15 protein-coding genes are annotated in these 18,769 nt (G+C 68.1%); 8 read left to right on the top strand and 7 right to left on the bottom strand.

Features of this window, described 5'->3' with window-relative positions:
• The first annotated feature begins 140 nt into the window (after window positions 1–140).
• From VZQ01_RS10615 to VZQ01_RS10625, 3 genes are all read left to right on the top strand, one after another.
• Complete coding sequence (locus VZQ01_RS10615) at window positions 141–686, top strand: hypothetical protein (RefSeq protein WP_408891460.1); 546 nt, start codon at window positions 141–143, stop codon at window positions 684–686.
• A gap of 630 nt (window positions 687–1,316) precedes the next feature.
• Entirely contained in the window at window positions 1,317–3,473 is a 2,157-nt protein-coding gene (locus VZQ01_RS10620; protein ID WP_426747756.1) for a serine hydrolase, read from the top strand.
• Window positions 3,474–3,835: 362 nt separating this feature from the next.
• Complete coding sequence (locus VZQ01_RS10625; protein ID WP_426747757.1) at window positions 3,836–4,546, top strand: HEAT repeat domain-containing protein; 711 nt, start codon at window positions 3,836–3,838, stop codon at window positions 4,544–4,546.
• A 6-nt stretch (window positions 4,547–4,552) separates the two neighbouring features.
• Here VZQ01_RS10625 and VZQ01_RS10630 read toward each other — a convergent pair whose 3' ends face one another.
• The 4 genes from VZQ01_RS10630 to VZQ01_RS10645 form a co-directional block, all read right to left on the bottom strand.
• Window positions 4,553–5,098, bottom strand: coding sequence for a hypothetical protein (locus tag VZQ01_RS10630; RefSeq protein WP_408891463.1), 546 nt, complete (start codon window positions 5,096–5,098; stop codon window positions 4,553–4,555).
• The gene (locus VZQ01_RS10635; protein WP_426747758.1) at window positions 5,095–5,691 is read right to left on the bottom strand and encodes a FecR family protein; all 597 of its coding nucleotides are present in this window, start codon (window positions 5,689–5,691) and stop codon (window positions 5,095–5,097) included. The genes VZQ01_RS10630 and VZQ01_RS10635 overlap by 4 nt, the downstream gene beginning before the upstream one ends.
• Before the next feature lie 412 nt (window positions 5,692–6,103).
• Complete coding sequence (locus tag VZQ01_RS10640; RefSeq protein WP_426747759.1) at window positions 6,104–6,655, bottom strand: RNA polymerase sigma factor; 552 nt, start codon at window positions 6,653–6,655, stop codon at window positions 6,104–6,106.
• A 50-nt stretch (window positions 6,656–6,705) separates the two neighbouring features.
• Window positions 6,706–7,620, bottom strand: a complete 915-nt coding sequence (locus VZQ01_RS10645; RefSeq protein WP_426747760.1) for a hypothetical protein — start codon at window positions 7,618–7,620, stop codon at window positions 6,706–6,708.
• A gap of 77 nt (window positions 7,621–7,697) precedes the next feature.
• On the opposite strand from VZQ01_RS10645, the gene VZQ01_RS10650 reads away from it, so the two are divergent.
• Both VZQ01_RS10650 and VZQ01_RS10655 read left to right on the top strand, forming a co-directional pair.
• Window positions 7,698–9,482, top strand: a complete 1,785-nt coding sequence (locus tag VZQ01_RS10650) for a DUF1592 domain-containing protein (RefSeq protein WP_426747761.1) — start codon at window positions 7,698–7,700, stop codon at window positions 9,480–9,482.
• A complete protein-coding gene (locus tag VZQ01_RS10655) occupies window positions 9,479–11,086 on the top strand; it encodes a DUF1552 domain-containing protein (protein WP_426747762.1) in 1,608 nt (535 codons plus the stop codon). Before VZQ01_RS10650 ends, VZQ01_RS10655 begins: the two co-directional genes overlap by 4 nt.
• Window position 11,087: 1 nt before the next feature.
• On the opposite strand, the gene VZQ01_RS10660 is transcribed toward VZQ01_RS10655, so the two are convergent.
• Window positions 11,088–13,343 (bottom strand): di-heme oxidoredictase family protein, encoded by a 2,256-nt coding sequence (locus tag VZQ01_RS10660; protein ID WP_426747763.1) that lies wholly within the window; start codon window positions 13,341–13,343, stop codon window positions 11,088–11,090.
• A gap of 100 nt (window positions 13,344–13,443) precedes the next feature.
• Window positions 13,444–13,734 (bottom strand): amidohydrolase family protein, encoded by a 291-nt coding sequence (locus VZQ01_RS10665; RefSeq protein ID WP_408891469.1) that lies wholly within the window; start codon window positions 13,732–13,734, stop codon window positions 13,444–13,446.
• A gap of 124 nt (window positions 13,735–13,858) precedes the next feature.
• On the opposite strand from VZQ01_RS10665, the gene VZQ01_RS10670 reads away from it, so the two are divergent.
• Window positions 13,859–14,149 (top strand): hypothetical protein, encoded by a 291-nt coding sequence (locus VZQ01_RS10670; protein WP_223784512.1) that lies wholly within the window; start codon window positions 13,859–13,861, stop codon window positions 14,147–14,149.
• Here VZQ01_RS10670 and VZQ01_RS10675 read toward each other — a convergent pair.
• On the bottom strand, window positions 14,125–14,745 hold the full coding sequence (locus tag VZQ01_RS10675) for a hypothetical protein (protein ID WP_426747764.1): 621 nt from the start codon (window positions 14,743–14,745) through the stop codon (window positions 14,125–14,127). The genes VZQ01_RS10670 and VZQ01_RS10675 overlap by 25 nt on opposite strands.
• A 248-nt stretch (window positions 14,746–14,993) precedes the next feature.
• Between VZQ01_RS10675 and VZQ01_RS10680 the strand changes: the two genes are divergently transcribed.
• Both VZQ01_RS10680 and VZQ01_RS10685 read left to right on the top strand, forming a co-directional pair.
• Window positions 14,994–16,094 (top strand): M23 family metallopeptidase, encoded by a 1,101-nt coding sequence (locus VZQ01_RS10680; protein ID WP_426747765.1) that lies wholly within the window; start codon window positions 14,994–14,996, stop codon window positions 16,092–16,094.
• A 368-nt stretch (window positions 16,095–16,462) separates the two neighbouring features.
• Window positions 16,463–18,700, top strand: coding sequence for a glycoside hydrolase family protein (locus VZQ01_RS10685; protein ID WP_223747861.1), 2,238 nt, complete (start codon window positions 16,463–16,465; stop codon window positions 18,698–18,700).
• The last annotated feature ends 69 nt before the right edge of the window (window positions 18,701–18,769 follow it).

Here is an 18,769-nt window from a genome sequence, read left to right on the forward strand (position 1 = left end):
GGCTGGAGAGAAAACACCACACCAGTCAACGCATATCGCGCCAGTCGTTCAATTCAACAGACAAGTGCGCGTAGGCACCAAGTCCTTGAAGGACATTCCGCCTGCGAGACAACTCGCACAGGTAAGTTTTGGTTAAGCTCATGAGCAACGAAAGAACCGAGCGACCGACGAACGAGCAGCGCGATGGGATGGTATCTGCGGTGGCCCGGATAGCTGCGGATTCGGAGCTTTATGATGTCCGCACGATAGGAACCTATGCGCGCCTACATGCCGATGCCCCAGATGTCGGCACTCCGCTCACCGCAGGCTTATCCATCAATCTAAACTGCCAGCTCGTTGAGAACGAGCTTCGCGTAATTGGGAAGTTTGAAGTCAAAGCCCACGCAGAAGGTAAGCCCAAGAGGGACTCGTTCTTCACCGCGAATCTCCATCTCGTGGCGTACTATCGCGTGCACCCAGGGCTGGAGTTCAACGATGAGAAGCTGCAAGCATTTGCAAGCACCAATGGCATGGTCCATCTTTGGCCGTATTTTCGTGCTTTCGTGCAGCAGACTTGTGGTCAGTTTGCGATACCAGCCATTGTGATGCCTCCATTCCGGGTGAACCAGCCGTTCAAAAACCTGCGCTACGCTTCCAATGAGGGTGACGTTCCTGGTCCAACGGTTGACCCCTTAGCACCTGAATAGGACTTTTCTTGAGCGCCCGAAGGCGCCGCGAGCACTTTGTTTGGCACAGTAATTTCAGAGTGTTCAGGCATTGCGAGCGGCTTCTTGGCCATTCGGCGCACGTTCTCCCGCGCCGCGTGCGGACATACTCGGTGCAATCGCCAGCGAGCACGTGGCCCACCAGTTCCTGAGTCAAGGAAGAACTCAGATGGTACGCATTGGAATGTTGATGGTGAAGGCGAATTAGCAGACCAAAGCGGGCAAGTTGCCGACGGCAGCAGCACTCGCCCCAATGCACGCGTTCGACGAAGAGCCATGTAAGGCCGGCGTGCTGCTGATAGACATTGCCGGCTTCACGCCGGTGAGACCGGGGGCGCGCATGAAGGACAGCAGGCGCAGTGCAAGAAGGTCATCGGCGGCCCGTTCGCCGAAACCAAGGAGATCACAGCCGGCTCAAGGTCTAGACGTTCGCCGAGGCCATTAGTGGGCGTAGCACGCTCCGTTCAGACTCCTCCCACAGGGAGGTGAGAGGTTGGAGGTCGATTTCCGGCCACTGCTCGATCCGGCCGAGTTCGACGTAATGGGCCAAGCCGCAGAACGGGCGAAGCAGTTCCATGAGGAGAAGCGACATGGGCCCATCTGCCGAAATGTATGCAAACCCAACACTGTGCGAGAGGAAGGCGGCGCCCTCATTCCGCACCTGAGGTGAAATGGGCCCAGGGTTCGTTCCTGGCTGGCAGCCACACCGCCAAACAGGAGTCCACACACATGAGAGCCTTTGGAATGAAGCCGCTGCTGACAGCCCTGTCAGTGCTGATGGCATCCCTGGTGGGATGCGGGGTGCCCGAGCAGGAGGCGCCCGCCGCTCCGGAGTCCACGCCGGAGTCCACGTCCCAGCAGGCCCTGGTCGGTCCCTATGACCCCTGGGTCGCCCGCCACAACCTCACCGCCGCCCAATATCAGACGGAGTTCAACACCTGGACGGGGCAAGGCTATCGCCTCTCCTATGTCAGTGGTTACGAGGACGCGGGCAGTGCCCGCTATGCCGCCATCTTCGAGGACACGAGCGGGCCCGCCTGGCGGGCCTCGCACGGGCTGACCTCCGCGCAGTACCAGACGGCCGTCGTCAATCAGAACGCGCAGGGCTACCGCCCGGTGATGGTCAACGGCTACAGCGTCGGAGGCGTCGCCTACTTCGCGGTCATCTTCCACGCGGACAATGGTGCCCCGTGGGTGGCCCGCCATGACATGACCGCGGCCCAGTACCAGACGGAGTTCAACACCTGGACGGGCCAGGGCTACCGGCCCGTGCACGTGAGCGGCTACACGTCCGGTGGCGCGGAGCGCTACGCGGCCATCTGGGAGCAGTCGGCCGGGCCGGCCTGGCGGGCCCACCACGGGATGACCGCGACCCAGTACCAGTCCACCTTCACCACCAACGCGTCCCAGGGCTATCAGCTCGCGAAGGTCAGCAGCTACAACGTGGGCGGCACGGACCGGTACGCGGCCATCTTCCACGCGTCCTCGGGGATTCCGATGGCCGCGCGCCATGGGCTCACCTCGGCCGCGTATCAGCAGGCCGCGACAGACCTCAGGAACCAGGGGTACCGCCCCATCCTGGTGGCGGCGCACAACAACGGGAGCGCGCCCGAGTTCTCGCTGCTCTGGCAGAACCTGACGTTCAGCGCCGCGGACCTGCAGCACATCGACAACACCGTCCAGCAGGCGATGAACGCCTCGAACACCGTCGGCCTGTCGCTGGCCATCACCCGCCGCGGGCGCCTGGTGTTCGCCAAGGGCTATGGCGTGGCCGACCGGAGCAACGGCACCCCGGTCAACAGTTCCCACCGCTTCCGCGTCGCCAGCGTCTCCAAGCCGATGACGTCCATCGGCATCATGCGGCTCATCGAGAGCGGCCAGATTCAGCTGACGGACCGCGTCTTCGGCCGGGGCGCGCTGCTCGGTGAGATCTACGGCGCGCAGGGAACCTACGCCGACAGCCGAGTGCTGAACATCACGGTCCAGCACCTGCTGGAGCACACCGCGGGCGCCTGGGACAACGACGGCAACGACGGCACCGGCGACCCCATGTTCATGAACACGGGCATGAACCACGCGCAGCTCATCCAGTGGGTCCTGCAGAACGTGCCGCTCGAGTTCGCGCCGGGGACGCGGTACCAGTACTCGAACTTCGGCTACAGCGTCCTGGGTCGCATCATCGAGCGCGTCACGGGGATGACCTATGAAGCCTACATGCAGAGCCGCGTGTTCGCGCCCAGCGGCGCCACCAGCTTCGCGGTGGGCGGCGACACCCTGGCCGCGCGGCTGTCCAACGAGGTCGCCTACTACCAGCTCGGCACGGGGGCGGCCAACCCGTACGGCATGCCAGTACGCCGCATGGACGCGCACGGCGGCTGGGTCGTCACGCCCATCGACCTGGTGCGTGTCTCCGTGCACGCGGATGGGTTCTCCACCGTGCCGGACCTGCTGAGCGCGGGCACGACCACCACGATGACCACGCGCACGACGGCGCCGAACACCGCGGGCAACGCCGTCAACTACGCCAAGGGCTGGTCGGTGAACAGCATCCCCAACTGGTGGCACGGCGGCTACGTCCCGGGCACCCTGGCCCTGGTGGTGCGGACCGATGACCGCTACGGCCCCAGCAACACCGAGGAGTTCACCTGGTCCGCCATGACCAACTCCAACAACAGCAACAGCTCGGGCGTCTCCGACATCAACCTCGACAGCCTGATGTGGAGCGTCGTGAACGGCGTCAACGCCTGGCCCGCACACGACCTGTTCTAATCCACGCGTGGGGCCGGCGGGGAGCACGAGCGCCTCCGCCGGTCCCTTGCCCTCTCGTCGAATCTCGCTCAACCTTTCTGCCTTACGGCGTTGTTCCATCGGAGGCACCCGGGTTCGGGAGGCGCGCGATGCGAATGCACACCAGGAAGGCCCAGGACCCGGTTCGGTCCAGTGCCCCCCGGCCCATGGCGAGGGTCGGCAAGGGCCTCGCGGGGAGGCACGGGGCCTTCGACGGGAATGACGCCGGGCACGTGGGCCCTCCCATGAGCGCCTCCACCGAGGCTGCCGCGTGCCTCGAAGCCAAGCATGCCTTCAATGCGAAGATGCCGCCCCAAGCACCTTGCTTGCAGGTGTTCGAAGCGATGAAACCCGACCGCAAGCTCGCGAAGAAGTTGGACGCCATCGTCCAGGGAACCCTCGTCGATGGACGGGCCCAGACCGAAGCGCTCGTGGCCTCCGTCGTCAGCGCGGGAGGGACGTCGGAGCAGCAGCTCGTCAGGATGCTGGAGGACTCGAGCCTCGACCCCGAGCTTCGCGCGGACATCTGTTGGTTGATTCCGCGGCTGGAGCTCGATGGGGCGCAGGCGCTGCTCGAACCGCTCATGTCCGAGTCCTCGGACAAGCTCCGGGAGGAGGCCGCGGTGGGACTGGGGCTCGTCGCGCACGACACCTCCATCGAGGTCCTGCTCAATGCGATGGAGCAGGATGCCTCCCGGTCCGTCCGGCGGGCCGCGCTTCACGCGTTGGGCATCTTCAGTCCACCTCGGGCCGCGCCCCACGTGATGAAGCTCCTGCTGGACCCGAGCGAAGACGAAGAGATGAGGGCGGACGCCGCGGAGGCACTGGCCCACTTCCGACATGAGGGCATCGTGGAGGTCCTCATCGACCAGCTCCGGGACGCGTCCGCGAAGGTGCGCTACTCGGCGGCCTACTCGCTCGGGCAACAGGGTGATGGAAAGGCCATCGAGCCGCTGCGCGAGGGCTCCTTGAGAGACCATGCCGCCACGCCGTGGGGCAGTGTTTCCTCCAGCGCACGGAACGCCCTCGATGAGCTGGAGGGTCGCGACGCGTGAGGCGCGTCAGAGGGGGCTCGAAGCCTGGACGACCAGGGCATCCAGCTCGATGACATCGCCCACGGAGCCTTCGTCTCCCGTCACTTCCACCGACATCCGCTCCGTTCCCTCTGGAGCTGTCAGCTCGAGCGCGGTCCGCACCCATTGCCCGGAGAGCACCGGGCTGGAGAGTGTCCGCGCCTGCAACTCCTCGCCGCCCGAGTCACGCCAGCTGACCTTCAGCTGCGCGACGACCGAGCGCGCCGTGGTCCCTCGGGCCCAGAAGGAGGCACGGTACGCCCCTGGCCTCGCCGCGAACCCCGGCCAGTTGTCCAGGTGAACACCCCAGCCATACGGCTCGGTCACCTCCACGCGAAGGACCGCTTCACCCTCTCTCGCGTCGGTGGACGCCCTCGAAGCAGTGACGCCGTACCACGCGGTCCACACGCCGAGCCCCGTCTCCAGTGAAGCCGTCTCGGCATCGAGCAGGTTGGAGGTCGGAGCATGGTCGATGACGACCTCACCGCAGGCGGTCAGCGCGGCTGCCAGACACAGCAGGCTCCAGCGACTCATCGCTCCCGCCCCTCGCAGGACAGCGCCCCACTCGCACGTTGGACTGCCTCCGCGTAGCGCCCGCGCCGGAACTGCTCTTCATGCCGGGCCCAGTGCGCACAGGCCCGGTGCGCGTCCTTCAGCTGGTACGTCAACAACGAGCCCAGCTCGAAGCTGAGGCGCTCGCGCGTCGCCACCGGCTGCTTGCGCATCGACTCCTCAAGGTACCGGGCCGCTTGCTCGAACTCGTGGCGACCGCGAAGGACCTCCAACTCTCGCAAGACCTCGTCCACACTCGGAGCACGAACCGACGTCGCGGGAGCGCGAGAGGGAATGACCTTCGGCGCCGGCGGTGTCGCCAGCGTGGGAGGCGGACCCGGCTCGGGAAGGTGGGCTGGCTCGTCGGGGGCGACCACCGGCCACGCCAACGTCTGCCCTGGCTTCACAGGCACCACCTCGCCACCGAGCCGTCGGAAGGCGATGGCCCCTTCGTGCAAGGTCACGGTGCCGCCCTCCCCTCGCTCCTCCACCGTGAAGCGCGTGCCCATGACCTCGATGGCACCGCCCGACACGAGCACGACCGCGGAGAGCGCATCGGACGGCCGATGATTCACCGAGAACTCCGCGCGCCCCCGGACCAGCCGAACACCCGTGGACTCCCGACGAACTACGAGCGCCCCCTGGTTCCGGAGGGTGATGCCTCGGGACGCGTCCAGCAGCGAGGCCTCGCCTCCTTGAATCACCACACCCTCGGAGTCCTCCCGAACCAACAGGTCGGCGCTCGCCTGCGCGACCTCGAGCCCACCCAGGGAGCGCGCGGAAGGAGTCCCCATGAAGAACACCGTGAGGGCCACCGCCACCGCGACCGCCGACGCGGCGAGTCCCCAGGACACCGGACGCCTGTGCCACGCGGTGGGCCCGGGCTCACGTGCGTCCCGCAGCCGCGCGCCCACCCGGGCACGGACGGCAGGCGGCATCCCTTGCTCGCGGCGAAGCGAATCTTCACGCCGCAGCTCTGCGCGGAGGTCACGGGGCGCCATCGTCCACCTTCCATCCCCAGGCCGTCAGGCGGCCCTGGGCGCGGCTGATCAACTTCGACACGTAGCCCTCTGACAGCGAGAGGAGCTGGGCAATCTCGCGCTGGCTCAAGTCGTCCAGGAGCTTCAAGGTCATCACCACCCGCTCCTGCCCCGGCAAGCGGTCCAACGTCGCCGTGGCGCTGCTCACCGCTTCCCTGCGCTCGAGGGCCACATCCGGCGTGGACTCCGGCGGTGTGGAGGACTCCGGAAACAAGAGGCTGGCGATGCGCTGTCGGAACGTCTTCTCGCGACGCAGGGCCGAGAACGCCACGTTCTGCGTGACCCGAAAGAGCCAGCCCCGCACATCCTCCTCGCGCAGCCAGGTCTGGTGCTCCCAGGCCTTCAGGAACACGTCATGCGTGACGTCCTCCGCCCACCCCGTACGACCCGCCGCGTACCGCATGGACCAGCCGTAGACGTCCTCGACGTGCGCCTCGTAGAGCGCGTCGAAGGACACGGGCCGGGCAGGCAGGGCCTTGAAGTGGACAGCACGCGACATCCATCACCTGCGAACCTACGAATGAGGCGGAAGGAACTTTCCTCCGGAAGCTACAGCCCCCACGAGAGCTGCACGCCGGTTTCGAGCCTCGCCCCTCCTCGTGACCACAGTGTCTCGCCCTCGCGCACATGCGTCACGGTCCGCAGCAGCCCCAGGGCCACGCGCACCTCCGCGGCGAGACGCTCGGTGAACCGCCAGCCGAGCTTCAGCCGGGCCCAGCCCGCGGGAGAGACCTGGGTACCGCGCGGCTCCGACACCCAGGTGTCCTCGAGCCGGAAGGCATGGACGACGAGGCCCGCGCCCACCGCCGGCTCCAGTCGCAGGCGCTCCGACACGGCGTGGCGATAGCTGAAGAACGCACCACCCTGCACCTCGACCACGTTCAGCGCCGGCTCGCGGGACACACCGAGCCCCGCCTCCACATCCAGTCCCAGGTCCCCCAGCCCCCACCTGGCCGAGAGCAGGAGGTGTGGAGCCACCCCGGGTCCGCCCCAGAGCGTCCCCAACCCCAAGCCCAGGTCCACCCCGGATGCGTGCACCGGCGGGGCAGCGGCCACCTCCACGGGAGGCTGGAGCACCGGCTCGGGCGGGGACGGCTCAGGCTCCGGCTCGGGCTGCACCGCGCGTGTCATCTCGGCGAGCTTCTGCGCGACCTCCAGATGGAGCTCCGCGATGGAGCCCCGGCCCACGCGCACACGTTGTTCCACGCGTTGCCGCGGTCCGACGGCCTCCAGCAACAGTCCATCGGGAGTCCGGCTCGCGCGCAGCCGAAGCTGGGCCGGGCCGCGTGGGGAGACGACCGCGAAGCCCTCCTGAATCAGCCGCAGGGCCACCTTCCGCTCCAGCTCCACGCCGTCCCACCGCCGATAGTCCTGCTCGGGGAGCGCGCGAAGGTCGAAGGAAACAGACACCACCGGGGACTGGGTCAGGGCGACGAGGGAGAGCGCGCAGAGCAAGGCGGTCATGCGGTGTCGGCGAGAGTACCGTCGGCCGTGTCCCTTCGGGCAGGAAAGTATTTTCGGCCTCGGGAGTAGCCAGGGACATGACGCTCCTTCGCTCCGTGAGCATCCTTCTTCTTTGCGCTGGCGTGGCCGCCTGTGAGGGCTCCGCGAAGAACAACCACCATGTCGGCGGAGGTGGAGGCGAACCCGAGCCTCCGTCCCCGTCCGACGCCATCCGTCCGGCACCCGCGAAGTTCTCCTGCGACACGAGCGCCGTCCCCACGGAGCTTCCGTTGCCCCGGCTGTCCCGGAAGCAGCTGATGAACTCGCTGCGCTCCGTCGTCGACCGCGCGCTGCCGGAAGAAGCCGATGCCATCTGGACGAAGCTCACCCCCATCCTCGCCCGCTACCCCACGGACCAGCGCACCCCCGCGCCCGGCGACGTGAAGGGCGGCTTCAGCCGGCTGGACCAGTCCATCCAGCAGACCCAGGTCGACGTCATGTACGACCTGGGCAAGGCCGTGGCCCAGGAGCTCACCAGCACCGACGCGCGCCGCGACGCGCTGCTGGGCCACTGCGCCAGCGACAGCCAGACCTCCAACGACCGGGCCTGCCTGGAGTCCTTCCTCCGAGGCTGGGGCGCCCGCGCCCTGCGCCATCCCTTGTCCACCGCGGAGGTCACCGTCTTCGCGGACATCGCGGGCACCACGCCCGTGGACAGGGCCGCGGTGGCGGACGTCATCACCACCCTGCTGAACTCGCCCGGGTTCCTCTACCGGATCGAGCACGGCACCACCGCCGGCCAGCCCGCGAGTCCCCTCTCCGCGTTCGAGCTGGCCGCGAAGCTGTCCTACCAGTTCTGGCAGGCGCCTCCGGACGACGCGCTCTGGGCCTCGGCGGAGGATGGCTCGCTCCTGACGGAGAGCGGCTTCGAGGCCCAGCTCGACCGGATGCTCCAGAGCCCCCGACTGCGCGGCTCGCTGGACGAGTTCGTCAGCGAGTGGCTGCGCCTGGATGAGCTGCCGTCCCTGGTGGCGCTCCGGAACGACCCCATCTACCGCTCCTTCGTCGGCGCGCAGATGCCCACGGACGCCACGCGCACCGCGATGTTCGAGGACGTCCAGCTCTCCGCGTGGAGCACCCTCGTGTCGGGCGGCTCGGTGAGCGACTTCCTGAACGACCGGCGGTCCTACACGGCCGACCCCTTCCTGGCCGGCATCTACGGTGTCCCCGTCTGGGATGGCTCGGGTCCAGCGCCCGTCATCCCCTCCCAGAATCGCAGCGGCCTGCTCACCCGCGCGGCGCTGCTGGCCACGGGCACCGCGTCGACGCGTCCCATCCACAAGGGCTACCTGGTGCGCAACGCGCTGCTCTGCCAGCAGGTCGGCGCCCCACCGCCCAACGCCAGCGACAGGCCCCCCGCGCCAACGGACCGCATGACGACGCGGCAGGTGGTGACCCAGCTCACCTCCGGAGGCAGCTGCGGGGGGTGCCACAACAACTCCATCAATCCCCCGGGCTTCGTGCTGGAGGGGTTCGATGCGCTGGGACGCGAGCGCGGCGTGGAGCGGCTGTTCAACCCGCAGGGCCAGGAGACGGCCGCGCCCGCCGTGGACACCTCCGCGGACGTGTGGCTCTACGACTCCGAGCAGCGGGTCATCTCCAACGCCGCGGAGCTGTCGCGGATGGTCGATGAGAGCCAGCTCTTCGAGTCCTGCGTCGCGCAGCACTACTTCCGCTTCGCGCACGCTCGCGTGGAGTCCACCTCTCGCGATGGCTGCCTGCTCTCGGAGCTGGAGTCCGTCGCGCGCAGCGGCGCGCCGATGGCCGACCTGCTGAAGACCATCGCCCGACACCCCACCTTCAAGCAGAGGAGCTTCCAGTGAGCAACACACCTGTCATCCGATGGGACCGCCGCATGTTCCTGCGCGGCGCGGGCGGCGCCGTGCTGGCGTTGCCGCTGCTCCCCTCGCTCTTGAGTCCCCGCGAGGCGAAGGCCCAGGCCGCTCAGCGCCCGAAGTGCTTCGTGCACTTCCGCACCCCTCACGGCGCCATCTTCGGCGCGAGCATGTGGCCGACGGACGCCGCGCTGACACAGAGCCTGTTCTACGCGGACCACGACGTCCGGCGGGGAGACCTGGTCGCGACGGCCAACGCGAGCGGTGACGCGGCCATCAGCCGGGTGCTCACCGCGAGGTCGTCCGTGCTCACGCCCACGCTCGTCTCGAAGATGAACATCCTGCGGGGGCTCGATTACCCCCTGTACATGGGTCACAACTTCGGCGCCCCGCTGGGTTACTACGACTTCGACAAGCAGCGGCCCGGCTCCCCCCGAGCGACCATCGACCAGGTGATGGCCTACTCCCCGGCGTTCTATCCAAGCGTCGCCTCCGTCCGGAAGCGGAGCGTCGCCATCGCCGGCTCGGGCACGTCGACGGGCAGCTGGGGATACAGCACGCCCGGGGTCCGCTCCTCCGGCGTGGCCACGAGCGCCATCGGCGGCACGGAGAGCTCACTCGCCCTCTTCGACACCCTGCTGGCCGGGACGAGCAGCCCCGGCACCACCCGGCCCTCCGTGGTGGACAAGGTCCTGGAGAGCTACCGGCGGCTGCGCAACGGCAACGGTCGGCTCTCGGCCGAGGACAAGCGGCGACTCGACCAGCACATCGACGCCGTCGCCGAGCTGCAGCGCCGCCTGGAGACCACCAGCGCCGGCTGCCAGGTGCCGGCCCGCCCCACCACCGACAACCTGTCGCTGCGAAACTCCAGCGCCTTCGCGGGCGACCCCGCGATGAACGTCGAGTACTTCCGGCTCATCAACGAGGTGCTCGCGGTGGCGATGAACTGCGGCGTCTGCCGCGTCGCCACCCTGAGCATCGACGAGAACAACCAGAACCTGACCTTCACCCCACGCGCGCCGCAGGGAGAGGACTGGCACAACAACGTCGTGCATCCCTCGACGGTGCCCGGGGCCAACCAGGACCTGGTGGTCCAGTTCAACCAGGTCTTCTTCTCGCAGGTGTTCCTCGACCTCGTCTCCCGCTTCGAGCGCTTCTCGAACGGCGCGGGAGGGACGCTGCTGGATGACGCGCTCATCGCGTGGGGACAGGAGAACGGCAACACGCCGCACTTCTCCTTCTCCGTCCCGGTCGTCACCGCCGGCAGCGCGGGGGGCGCCCTGAAGACAGGCAGCTACTGCGACTACCGGAACATCACGCGCAAGGTGAGCGGCGACTCGAGCACGGGCAGCGAGGGCAGCTTCCTGTGGGCGGGGCTGCTCTACAACCAGTGGCTCGGCACCGCGCTCCAGGCGATGGGCATCCCGAAGTCGGAGTGGAGCGAGACGGACCACCCCGGCTACGGCTGGAAGGCGTCATACCAGTCCACCTACGAGTACCTCTTCACGAACAAGGGCTTCAGCTCGGCGCAGGCCTACCCGGCGTCGATGTGGCAGAAGACCGGAGAGCTCCTGCCGTTCCTCGCGCCCTGAGTCAGAGCGACTGGATGAACCTGAGCAGCGCCGCGCGCTGGGCGGCGCTCGCGGTGCGGAAGGCCTCCTTGGAGGACTCGGCCTCTCCTCCGTGCCACAGGATGGCCTCGGAGAGGCTGCGCGCGCGGCCATCGTGCAGATAGGCCTCGCCGCCGCTGACGCCCGCCGTCAGGCCGATGCCCCAGAGGGGCGGCGTGCGCCACTCCGCGCCCGACGCCCCCTCCTCCGGGAGGTTGTCCGCCAGCCCCGCGCCCAGGTCATGCAACAGCAGGTCCGTGTAGGGCCGAATCACCTGGCTCCGCAGCTCGGCGTAGGGGTGGTACGGGCTGGTCGTCAACGTCGAGACGTGGCACCGCGCGCAGCCCATGCCCCCGAAGAGGCTCTCCCCCTGGAGCGCCTGGGCGTCACCGAGATTGCGGCGCGCGGGGACTCCGAGCAGCGCGATGTAGCGCACCATCTTCTCCAGGTCCGCGTCCGCCAGCTCGGTGCTCGCGCCCGCGCAGGTCTGCTGCGAGCCACAATCCGGCATGGGGAAGACAGACGTGGTGACGCCCATGTCGACATTGAGCGCGTTCGCGACCTGATGTCGGAGCCTCGCCTTGCCCGCCTTCCAGCCGAAGCGCCCCGCGCGCGTCTGCCCCGTCTGCGGGTCCACCACCGTCTGCACGCGGCCGGAGATGCCATCGCCGTTGGCGTCATTCGGGTCAGCGAGGCTGGCCAGCGTGTTCTCATCGATGGCCTCCAACAAACCCAGGCCGACGAGGGGCGGCGTGATGCGAGCCGAGTGGTGCGTGGGAACAGGCCCGGTGAAGGCGTAGACCGGGCGCCGCAGCTGATAACCCGTGCCGTCGCCATACGTGCCGTTCGTCACCGTCCAGCCCGAGATGCTCACGCTGCCCTCGGGGGTCCCCTGGGTGCTCTGCGGCTGGAGGACCCATCCCAACGCCGGATGCGCCGTCACCGTGGTGCCCACCACCCCCACCCTGACGGTGTGGCGCAGGGGCGGCGCGACGACGACGTGGCCATGGGGGCTGGCTCCAGTGGAGTCCGCGCCGTTCACCGTGATGCTCACCGGGGACGTGGTGCTCAGCCCTCCCGAGGAATTGCCGATGGTGAAGTGGTACTGCACGACCGAGCCCGCCGGGACGTTGGTGAGCACCTGGGTGTTCGTACCGGAGCTGTCACGCGCCATCCGGAAGCTCTGCTGCGAGCCCCCGTTGAGCCGGTAGTGCACGTCCGCCCAGGGCGCTGCGTTCACATAGAACCGCACGGTGTACAGCGACGTCGCCGGGTCCGGCGGGAGCGCGCGGCCATTGTTGATGTGACAGGCCACGCAGCTGCGAGCGATGTAGGAGGGTCCCAGCTTGTTCTGCTGCGCGGTGAAGCTCGGGTTGCCAGCCTCCGAGTGGGAGCCGTCCGCGAAGTCGGTGTGATGCAGGCGCCGGCCCTCGACGAACGGCTGGGCGTTCACCGGCGCCAGGTTGGTCGCCATCTGCTTGAACAGGTGCGCCGGCTCGTTCGAGTAGTTGTAGCCCAGCGTCGTGCGCCCACCCAGCCACGCCGTCTCGGCGAGGGGGAACGAGTCCAGGTTCGCCCCCCTTCCCTCCCAGGGCACCATGCCGCCCTGGCCCACGATGTAGAGGAACGCCGTGCCGTAGTAGTTGGCGCGCCCCACCACGGGAGGCAGCATGAAGGGGCTGATTTCAATCTCCATGCGGTCGCCCACCTGCAGCCGCCGGTTCTCCTTCGCGTTGTAATTGATGGTGGCCGTGTAGCGCAGGGGGTCCACCTGCGCCATGTCCACGTTGAACCAGTATTGAGAGAGCACCGCCTGGCCTTGGTAGAACGCGCGGAAGTCCGGCGTGTCCAGGGGCCAGAGCGAGGTGATGTTGACGGTGATGTCGTTGCCGCCCCTGGCCACCCTGTCGATGACCTCGATGCTGTACGTGCGGTACTCGAAGTACAGCGGCAGGTAGTGCTCGTAGCTCTGGAACTGTGACTCCCGCGCGTGGCGATCTCTCGACCGGTCCGCGAGCCGGGTGATGAGCGCCGTGGGTGTATCCACCACCAGCGCGGGCTCCAGCGGAGTGCTGGCGTCGAAGAGCGGGACCACCGGGGCCAGGGCCGCCACGGTGGAGGAGGCTTCCGGCGGCGCTTCCTCCTGATGCGCCTGGGGCGCGTTCCCACAGGCGCCCATGAACAACCCCAGGATGGCCAGACTCCAAGCCGCCGCGCGTGTGCTGGAAGGCTCTCTCATGCCAGGGATTATATCCCTGCGAAATCAGCAATTCGAGAACTCACGGATGGACGTTTCGCATCCCTCCCATGTCTGTTTGAAATCAGATATCGGCGGGGCCTCACCGGGTCGCGGCATCCCCCCGTCTGCGTGGAGCTCCGGCGTCCAGGACCACCTGTCCGTCCTTCATCACGAAGCGCACCTGCCTCAGCGCGTGGATGTCCTTCAGCGGGTCGCCCTCTACCGCGACCAGGTCCGCGAGCTTGTTCGGCTCCACCGAGCCGAGCTGGTCCTGCAGGCGCAGCAGCTCCGCCGCGTTCAGGGGCTCGGCGCGCAGGGCGAGGCGCGTGGGCACCTCGGGCTCCAGGCCCCATGCCGGAAGAGGAAGGCTCCACCAGAGGAGCGTGCCCATGACAGTCGTCCACTGCCGCCGGGAACGATGGAACAAGGTGTGACGCCCCCGGTGCGCGGTGTCCAGTCACTGTGAGCGCCCGGACCTGTCTGCTGAAGACGGTCACCTCGCGACGCCCCTGGCCATGTATCTTCGCCAGCGCGATACGGCCAGGCCTCCTCGCGCGTCCTCACCCGTCGGGCTCTTCACCGCCGCCGCGCTGGCGTCCAGCGGAGGGGCGCTCGCGGACAATCCGCCGCTGACGGGCTCCGTGCTGTTCAGCGGCGCGGTGTCGAACGCCATCGGCTTCGACTCGTTCCTGTCAAAGCGACTGGAGCGCTCGGGGCGGCGGCTGTCGGGAAGGCCTTCGCGCGCGGCATGGGTTCGCTCCGCGCCGGCGCGACCGGAGGCCTACAGGACGATGGCGGGGATGTAGATGACGCCGCTCGGCAGCCAGATGCGGAACACCATCCCACGAAGGAGGTCCTCCAGCGTGGCGGCGCCGGGGGGCTTGCCTCCAATGAGGACCCGCGCCGGAGGGACAGGCCCGCCCTCGGACGTCGTCACCGAGGTGGTCTCGAACGTGGCGACGACCCGAGCGACCTCCTGCCCCGCCAGGTCGAAGAACCCGACGCTCCCCGAGTACGTGCCCACCTGGATGTCACCCGCCTTCGCCGTGGCCCTCAGTCGGTAGTAGCCCACCGGGATGTTCGAGGAGGGCGAATCCAGGTAGACGAAGGCCACGTCCACGCCCTGGGCGTATTGCAGGGCGGAGATGTTCTCGAGCCCGACGACAGCCCCCGCCGAAGCGACATACAGGTCCGAGGTCGCCGTCGAAATCCGCCCGGCATGGATGGGGACTCCCGCCTCCTGCGCCGCCACCGAGAGGGCTCCCGGCAGGTCCGCGCAGGACAGGGATGACTCCGCGAGAGGCGACCCGGAGGCTTGTCCAGGCGCGGCGGCCCAGACGGGACTCGAAGCAAGGAACAGCGTCGCGACAAGCGCCGCGCACTCGAACGTGAGGCTCTTCATGGACATCTCCAATGGAGAACGACTGTGATTGAAACAGCCTCGGGGCACACAACGGCAGTCGCCCCCCACTCGCGAAGCCACCCGGATGCGCCGGACAGCCCTCGCGGTGTGGAGCCCCACCTCGAATCATCCCCTGGAGGTTGAAACCAAAGTACGATTCAAATCGTACTTTGTCAACGCGGCGCTCCTCCTCATCCGTCAAGCAATCCACGCGGATGAGCCTGGGTGCCGACCATGATGTCGGCACCATGCGCCCCCCTCCATCGACGCTTCGCCTCCCGACAGTGTTCCTCGCGCTGGCCCTCCAGGCCTGCGTGGGAGACCCCAGGCCGCTCCCGGAGCCACCCCAGGAGGAGGTGAGCCCGGTGCTGGCCGTCCCGGCTGGGATGGGGCACTACTGCAGCATGCGCTGGCCGGAGCAGGGCTGGGCCTTCGCCTGGGAGCCCACCACGGACTCGGCCCCCTGCGAGCAGCTTCGAGCACAGTCCGCGGGCGGCAGCGTCGTCCGGGCCGGTCTCTACTCCGCCCAGGGACGCAACAACGTCATCTCACGGTGCGCGGACGGAACGGTGGGGCTGTGGAGCGGCCTGGGCGCCTCCCCGCTCCAGTCCGCCCATGCAGACGCCACGAACCACCAGCGCCAGGGCTGCATGTTCACCGCGGCGCCCGACGCGCTGCCCATCTTCGATGCGCCCTTCTCGTTGCTGACGCGCGTGTTCCACGCGACGGGCTTCGACTTCGCGCAGGACGTCCCCCTGGACGTCGCCGACTTCGGCCAGACGGGCTCGGCGAGCGCGCACATCGTGGACCACCTGGGGCGGGACCAGTCGAATGCCAACTTCGTCAACAACCACGATGGCCATGACTGGGGGATGGTGACCGGCACGCCCATCCTCGCCGTGGCCAACGGCACGGTCCTCCTCGCCAGGGACCGGGAGGTCCCCTGCGCCTCTCCCATCCAGAAGGAGGTCTACGTCCAGCACGACGTCGGCTCGGGGGAGTACCTGGAGCGGTTCGTGAGCTACTACGCCCACTTCAAGTCCTACGTCGTCACGGACGGGCAGGTCGTCAAGAAGGGCCAGGTGCTCGGCTACGCGGGCACCACGGGGTGCTCGTCCGGCCCCCACCTGCACCTGGCCGTGGCGCGCCTGACGAACACCGCGTCGGAGTACCGTCGGGACTACTCGATTCCGAGCACGGACCACCCACCCATGACGAGCAACATCGAAATCTATGGGTGGGCCGCGCCCAGCGGCTTCGACCCGTGGGCGTGGCGCAATCATCCCAGCGGCGCCCTCAGCATCCACCTGTGGAACGAGGGACAGGCGCCCGTGAACCCCAACTTCTGACGGGCGCCCCCGTGCTCACAACGCGATGGTGCGAATACCCCGCGACCTCCCAACCTCGCGGCCCCTTGGACAGGCACAGCGTCGGAACATTCGCCGCTCAGCCCTTCTCCTTCCGGGTGGCGAAGAGCCCGTAGCGCACGAGCGTGAAGAGGAGGAAGTAGCCGAGCGCCATCAGTCAGCAGGGCCCGCGTGAGCCACATTGCGTACTCCACCCGATACGCAATGCCACTGCTGGACCAGGTGTCCACCCCTCCCATCGAAATCACCCTCCATGCTCGAGAGGAGGGGTGGAAATGAATCTTCGTGCGAGAACATGGACGTTTCTCTGGGGGCTCGGTTGCCTGCTCTTCGCGAGCAGCAGCCCTGCCATGGACGAGGCGACAGCGAATCGTGCCCTGCAATTCGCCCAGCAGCAGGCGACCAGGACGGACGCGCTGGTACCCGCGGGCCGCTATCCCCAGGCCACCACGAACGGTGGGTGGACCACCTTCGATGCCGCCGCGCCCATTGAATGGACCCAGGGATTCTTCCCCGGCGAGCTCTGGTATCTCTTCGAGGACTCGGGCATCGCCACCTTCAAATCCCTGGCGGCCGCCCGGACGGCGCCGCTGAAGGTCCAGCAGACCAACTCGACGACACACGACACGGGCTTCAAGCTCATCACCAGCTTCGGCAACGCGTACCGCCTCACGGGCGACGAGACCCAGCGGCAGGTGCTGCTCACGGGCGCCGCGTCACTGGCCAAGCGCTACAACGCCAGGCTGGGCGTCATCGTGTGTTGCGATTGGAACCGGCCCGTGTGGCTGGCGCCCATCTTCGTGGACACGATGATGGACCTCGAGCTGCTCCTCTGGGGCGCCGCGCACGGGGGGCAGGCCGCCTGGCGGGACATGGCCGTCAACCACGCGCTCAAGACGCTCAGCGTGCTCGTCCGCTCGGACGGCAGCTCCTTCCACATGGCGGACTTCGACCCGAACACGGGCGCCATGCGCCTGCGCGGCACGTTCCAGGGCGCCTCGAACTCCTCCACCTGGGCCCGAGGGCAGACCTGGCTCATGTATGGCTACACCATGGTGTACCGCTACACGCGCGACACGCGCATGCTGGCCGCGGCCCAGAAGACCACCGACTGGTACCTGAGCCACCTGCCCGCGGACATGGTTCCCATCTGGGACTTCAATGCTCCGGCGAGCCAGCAGTACAAGGACACCTCCGCGGCCGCCGTCGCCGCCTCGGCCCTGTTGGAATTGAGCAACTACGTCACGGACACGGCCACCCGGCAGCGCTATCGGGACGCGGCCCTCCGCATGCTCGATGCGCTCAGCGCCGCGCCCTACCTCGCCAGCGGGACGAGCAAGGCCAGCGTCCTCCAGCACGCCGTGGGAAACCTGCCCGCGGGCAAGGAGATTGACGTGGGCCTCATCTACGGGGACTACTATTTCGTCGAGGCCCTCCAGCGCTTCAAGCAACAGGACCGCCTGCTGGCGGGCTGGGGCGCGCGCACCAGCTTCCCGGCGGGGGTCCATGACCTGGGGACCCAGAACACCGGCGTCGTCACGGTGGAGTTCGACGTGACGCCACGGCGCTACCCCATCGATGGCGTCATCGGCTACGCCGACACGTCCACCACCGTCACGGGCTTCTCCAGCATGGCCATGGGCATCCGGATGAACACGGACGGCCGCTTCGACGTGCGCAATGGAGGGGGCTACGCCGCGCTCACCCCGGTGCCCTACGCGTTCGACACCACGTACCACGTACGCATGGTGACGAACCTCGACACCAGGCGCTACAGCGTCTGGGTACGTCCGCCGGGCGGCGCCGAAGTCCAGCTCGCCAGCAACTACGCCTTCCGCTCGGACGCGCCCGCCACGGATGACCTCGGCAAGGTGGTGCTCAACAGCACCACCGCGAACGACGCGTACACGGTGACCCGTCACACGGTGTCAGGTGCCTCTTCGATGGCCTGGCCCTCGCGGGTCGATTTCTCGGCGGCCGTGCATGGGCTGGGGACGAGCAACACCGGCACGGTGACGACCGAGTTCGACGTGACGCCGGCCCTCAGCCCCATGGATGGCGTCATCGGCTACGCCGACACCTCCACCACCATCACGTCGTTCTCCAGCTCCGCCATGCTCATCCGGATGAGCACGGACGGCCGCTTCGACGCGCGCGACGGAGACCGCTACGCCGCGCTCACCACCGTCCCCTACACCGCCAACGCGACGTACCACGTGCGGATGGTGACGGACCTCGACGCCAGACGTTACAGCGTCTGGGTGCGCCCGCCGGGCGGCGCCGAAATCCAGATCGCGAACAACTACGCCTTCCGCTCGAACGCCCCTTCGACGAATGACCTGGGGAAGGTGACGCTCAATGGCACGACGGGCAATGACACCTATGTCGTGAGGAACCACGTCGTCAGGAGCGGGGCGGCCGCCGAGCCCACGCCCGACGCCGAGGCCCTCGGTGAGGTGCTCCCGCCCGAGGACTCACCGCAGGTACAGGGGGGCTGCGCCGCCAGCCCCGGCCCCGGGGCGCTGGCCCTCTGCGGCGTGGTGCTATGGCTGACGCGTCGGCGCGGGCGCTCACGCATCGCGGCCTGAGGGCACCCCGCCAGGTTGACGCTCGCCTCGGGCCACGGCCCGAGGCGGGCGTCGCCGTTGCACGTCGAT

The organism is Myxococcus faecalis (genome assembly GCF_050039385.1).
Classification (GTDB): Bacteria; Myxococcota; Myxococcia; order Myxococcales; family Myxococcaceae; genus Myxococcus; species Myxococcus fulvus.

Bases quoted from the DNA above. Each gene is read 5' to 3' on its own strand.
- VZQ01_RS10615 (WP_408891460.1), top strand. From the start codon at position 141: ATGAGCAACGAAAGAACCGAGCGACCGACGAACGAGCAGCGCGATGGG.
- VZQ01_RS10620 (WP_426747756.1), top strand. From the start codon at position 1,317: ATGCAAACCCAACACTGTGCGAGAGGAAGGCGGCGCCCTCATTCCGCA.
- VZQ01_RS10625 (WP_426747757.1), top strand. From the start codon at position 3,836: ATGAAACCCGACCGCAAGCTCGCGAAGAAGTTGGACGCCATCGTCCAG.
- VZQ01_RS10630 (WP_408891463.1), bottom strand. From the start codon at position 5,098: ATGAGTCGCTGGAGCCTGCTGTGTCTGGCAGCCGCGCTGACCGCCTGC.
- VZQ01_RS10640 (WP_426747759.1), bottom strand. From the start codon at position 6,655: ATGTCGCGTGCTGTCCACTTCAAGGCCCTGCCTGCCCGGCCCGTGTCC.
- VZQ01_RS10645 (WP_426747760.1), bottom strand. From the start codon at position 7,620: ATGACCGCCTTGCTCTGCGCGCTCTCCCTCGTCGCCCTGACCCAGTCC.
- VZQ01_RS10650 (WP_426747761.1), top strand. From the start codon at position 7,698: ATGACGCTCCTTCGCTCCGTGAGCATCCTTCTTCTTTGCGCTGGCGTG.
- VZQ01_RS10660 (WP_426747763.1), bottom strand. From the start codon at position 13,343: ATGAGAGAGCCTTCCAGCACACGCGCGGCGGCTTGGAGTCTGGCCATC.
- VZQ01_RS10665 (WP_408891469.1), bottom strand. From the start codon at position 13,734: ATGGGCACGCTCCTCTGGTGGAGCCTTCCTCTTCCGGCATGGGGCCTG.
- VZQ01_RS10670 (WP_223784512.1), top strand. From the start codon at position 13,859: ATGTATCTTCGCCAGCGCGATACGGCCAGGCCTCCTCGCGCGTCCTCA.
- VZQ01_RS10675 (WP_426747764.1), bottom strand. From the start codon at position 14,745: ATGAAGAGCCTCACGTTCGAGTGCGCGGCGCTTGTCGCGACGCTGTTC.
- VZQ01_RS10680 (WP_426747765.1), top strand. From the start codon at position 14,994: ATGCGCCCCCCTCCATCGACGCTTCGCCTCCCGACAGTGTTCCTCGCG.
- VZQ01_RS10685 (WP_223747861.1), top strand. From the start codon at position 16,463: ATGGACGAGGCGACAGCGAATCGTGCCCTGCAATTCGCCCAGCAGCAG.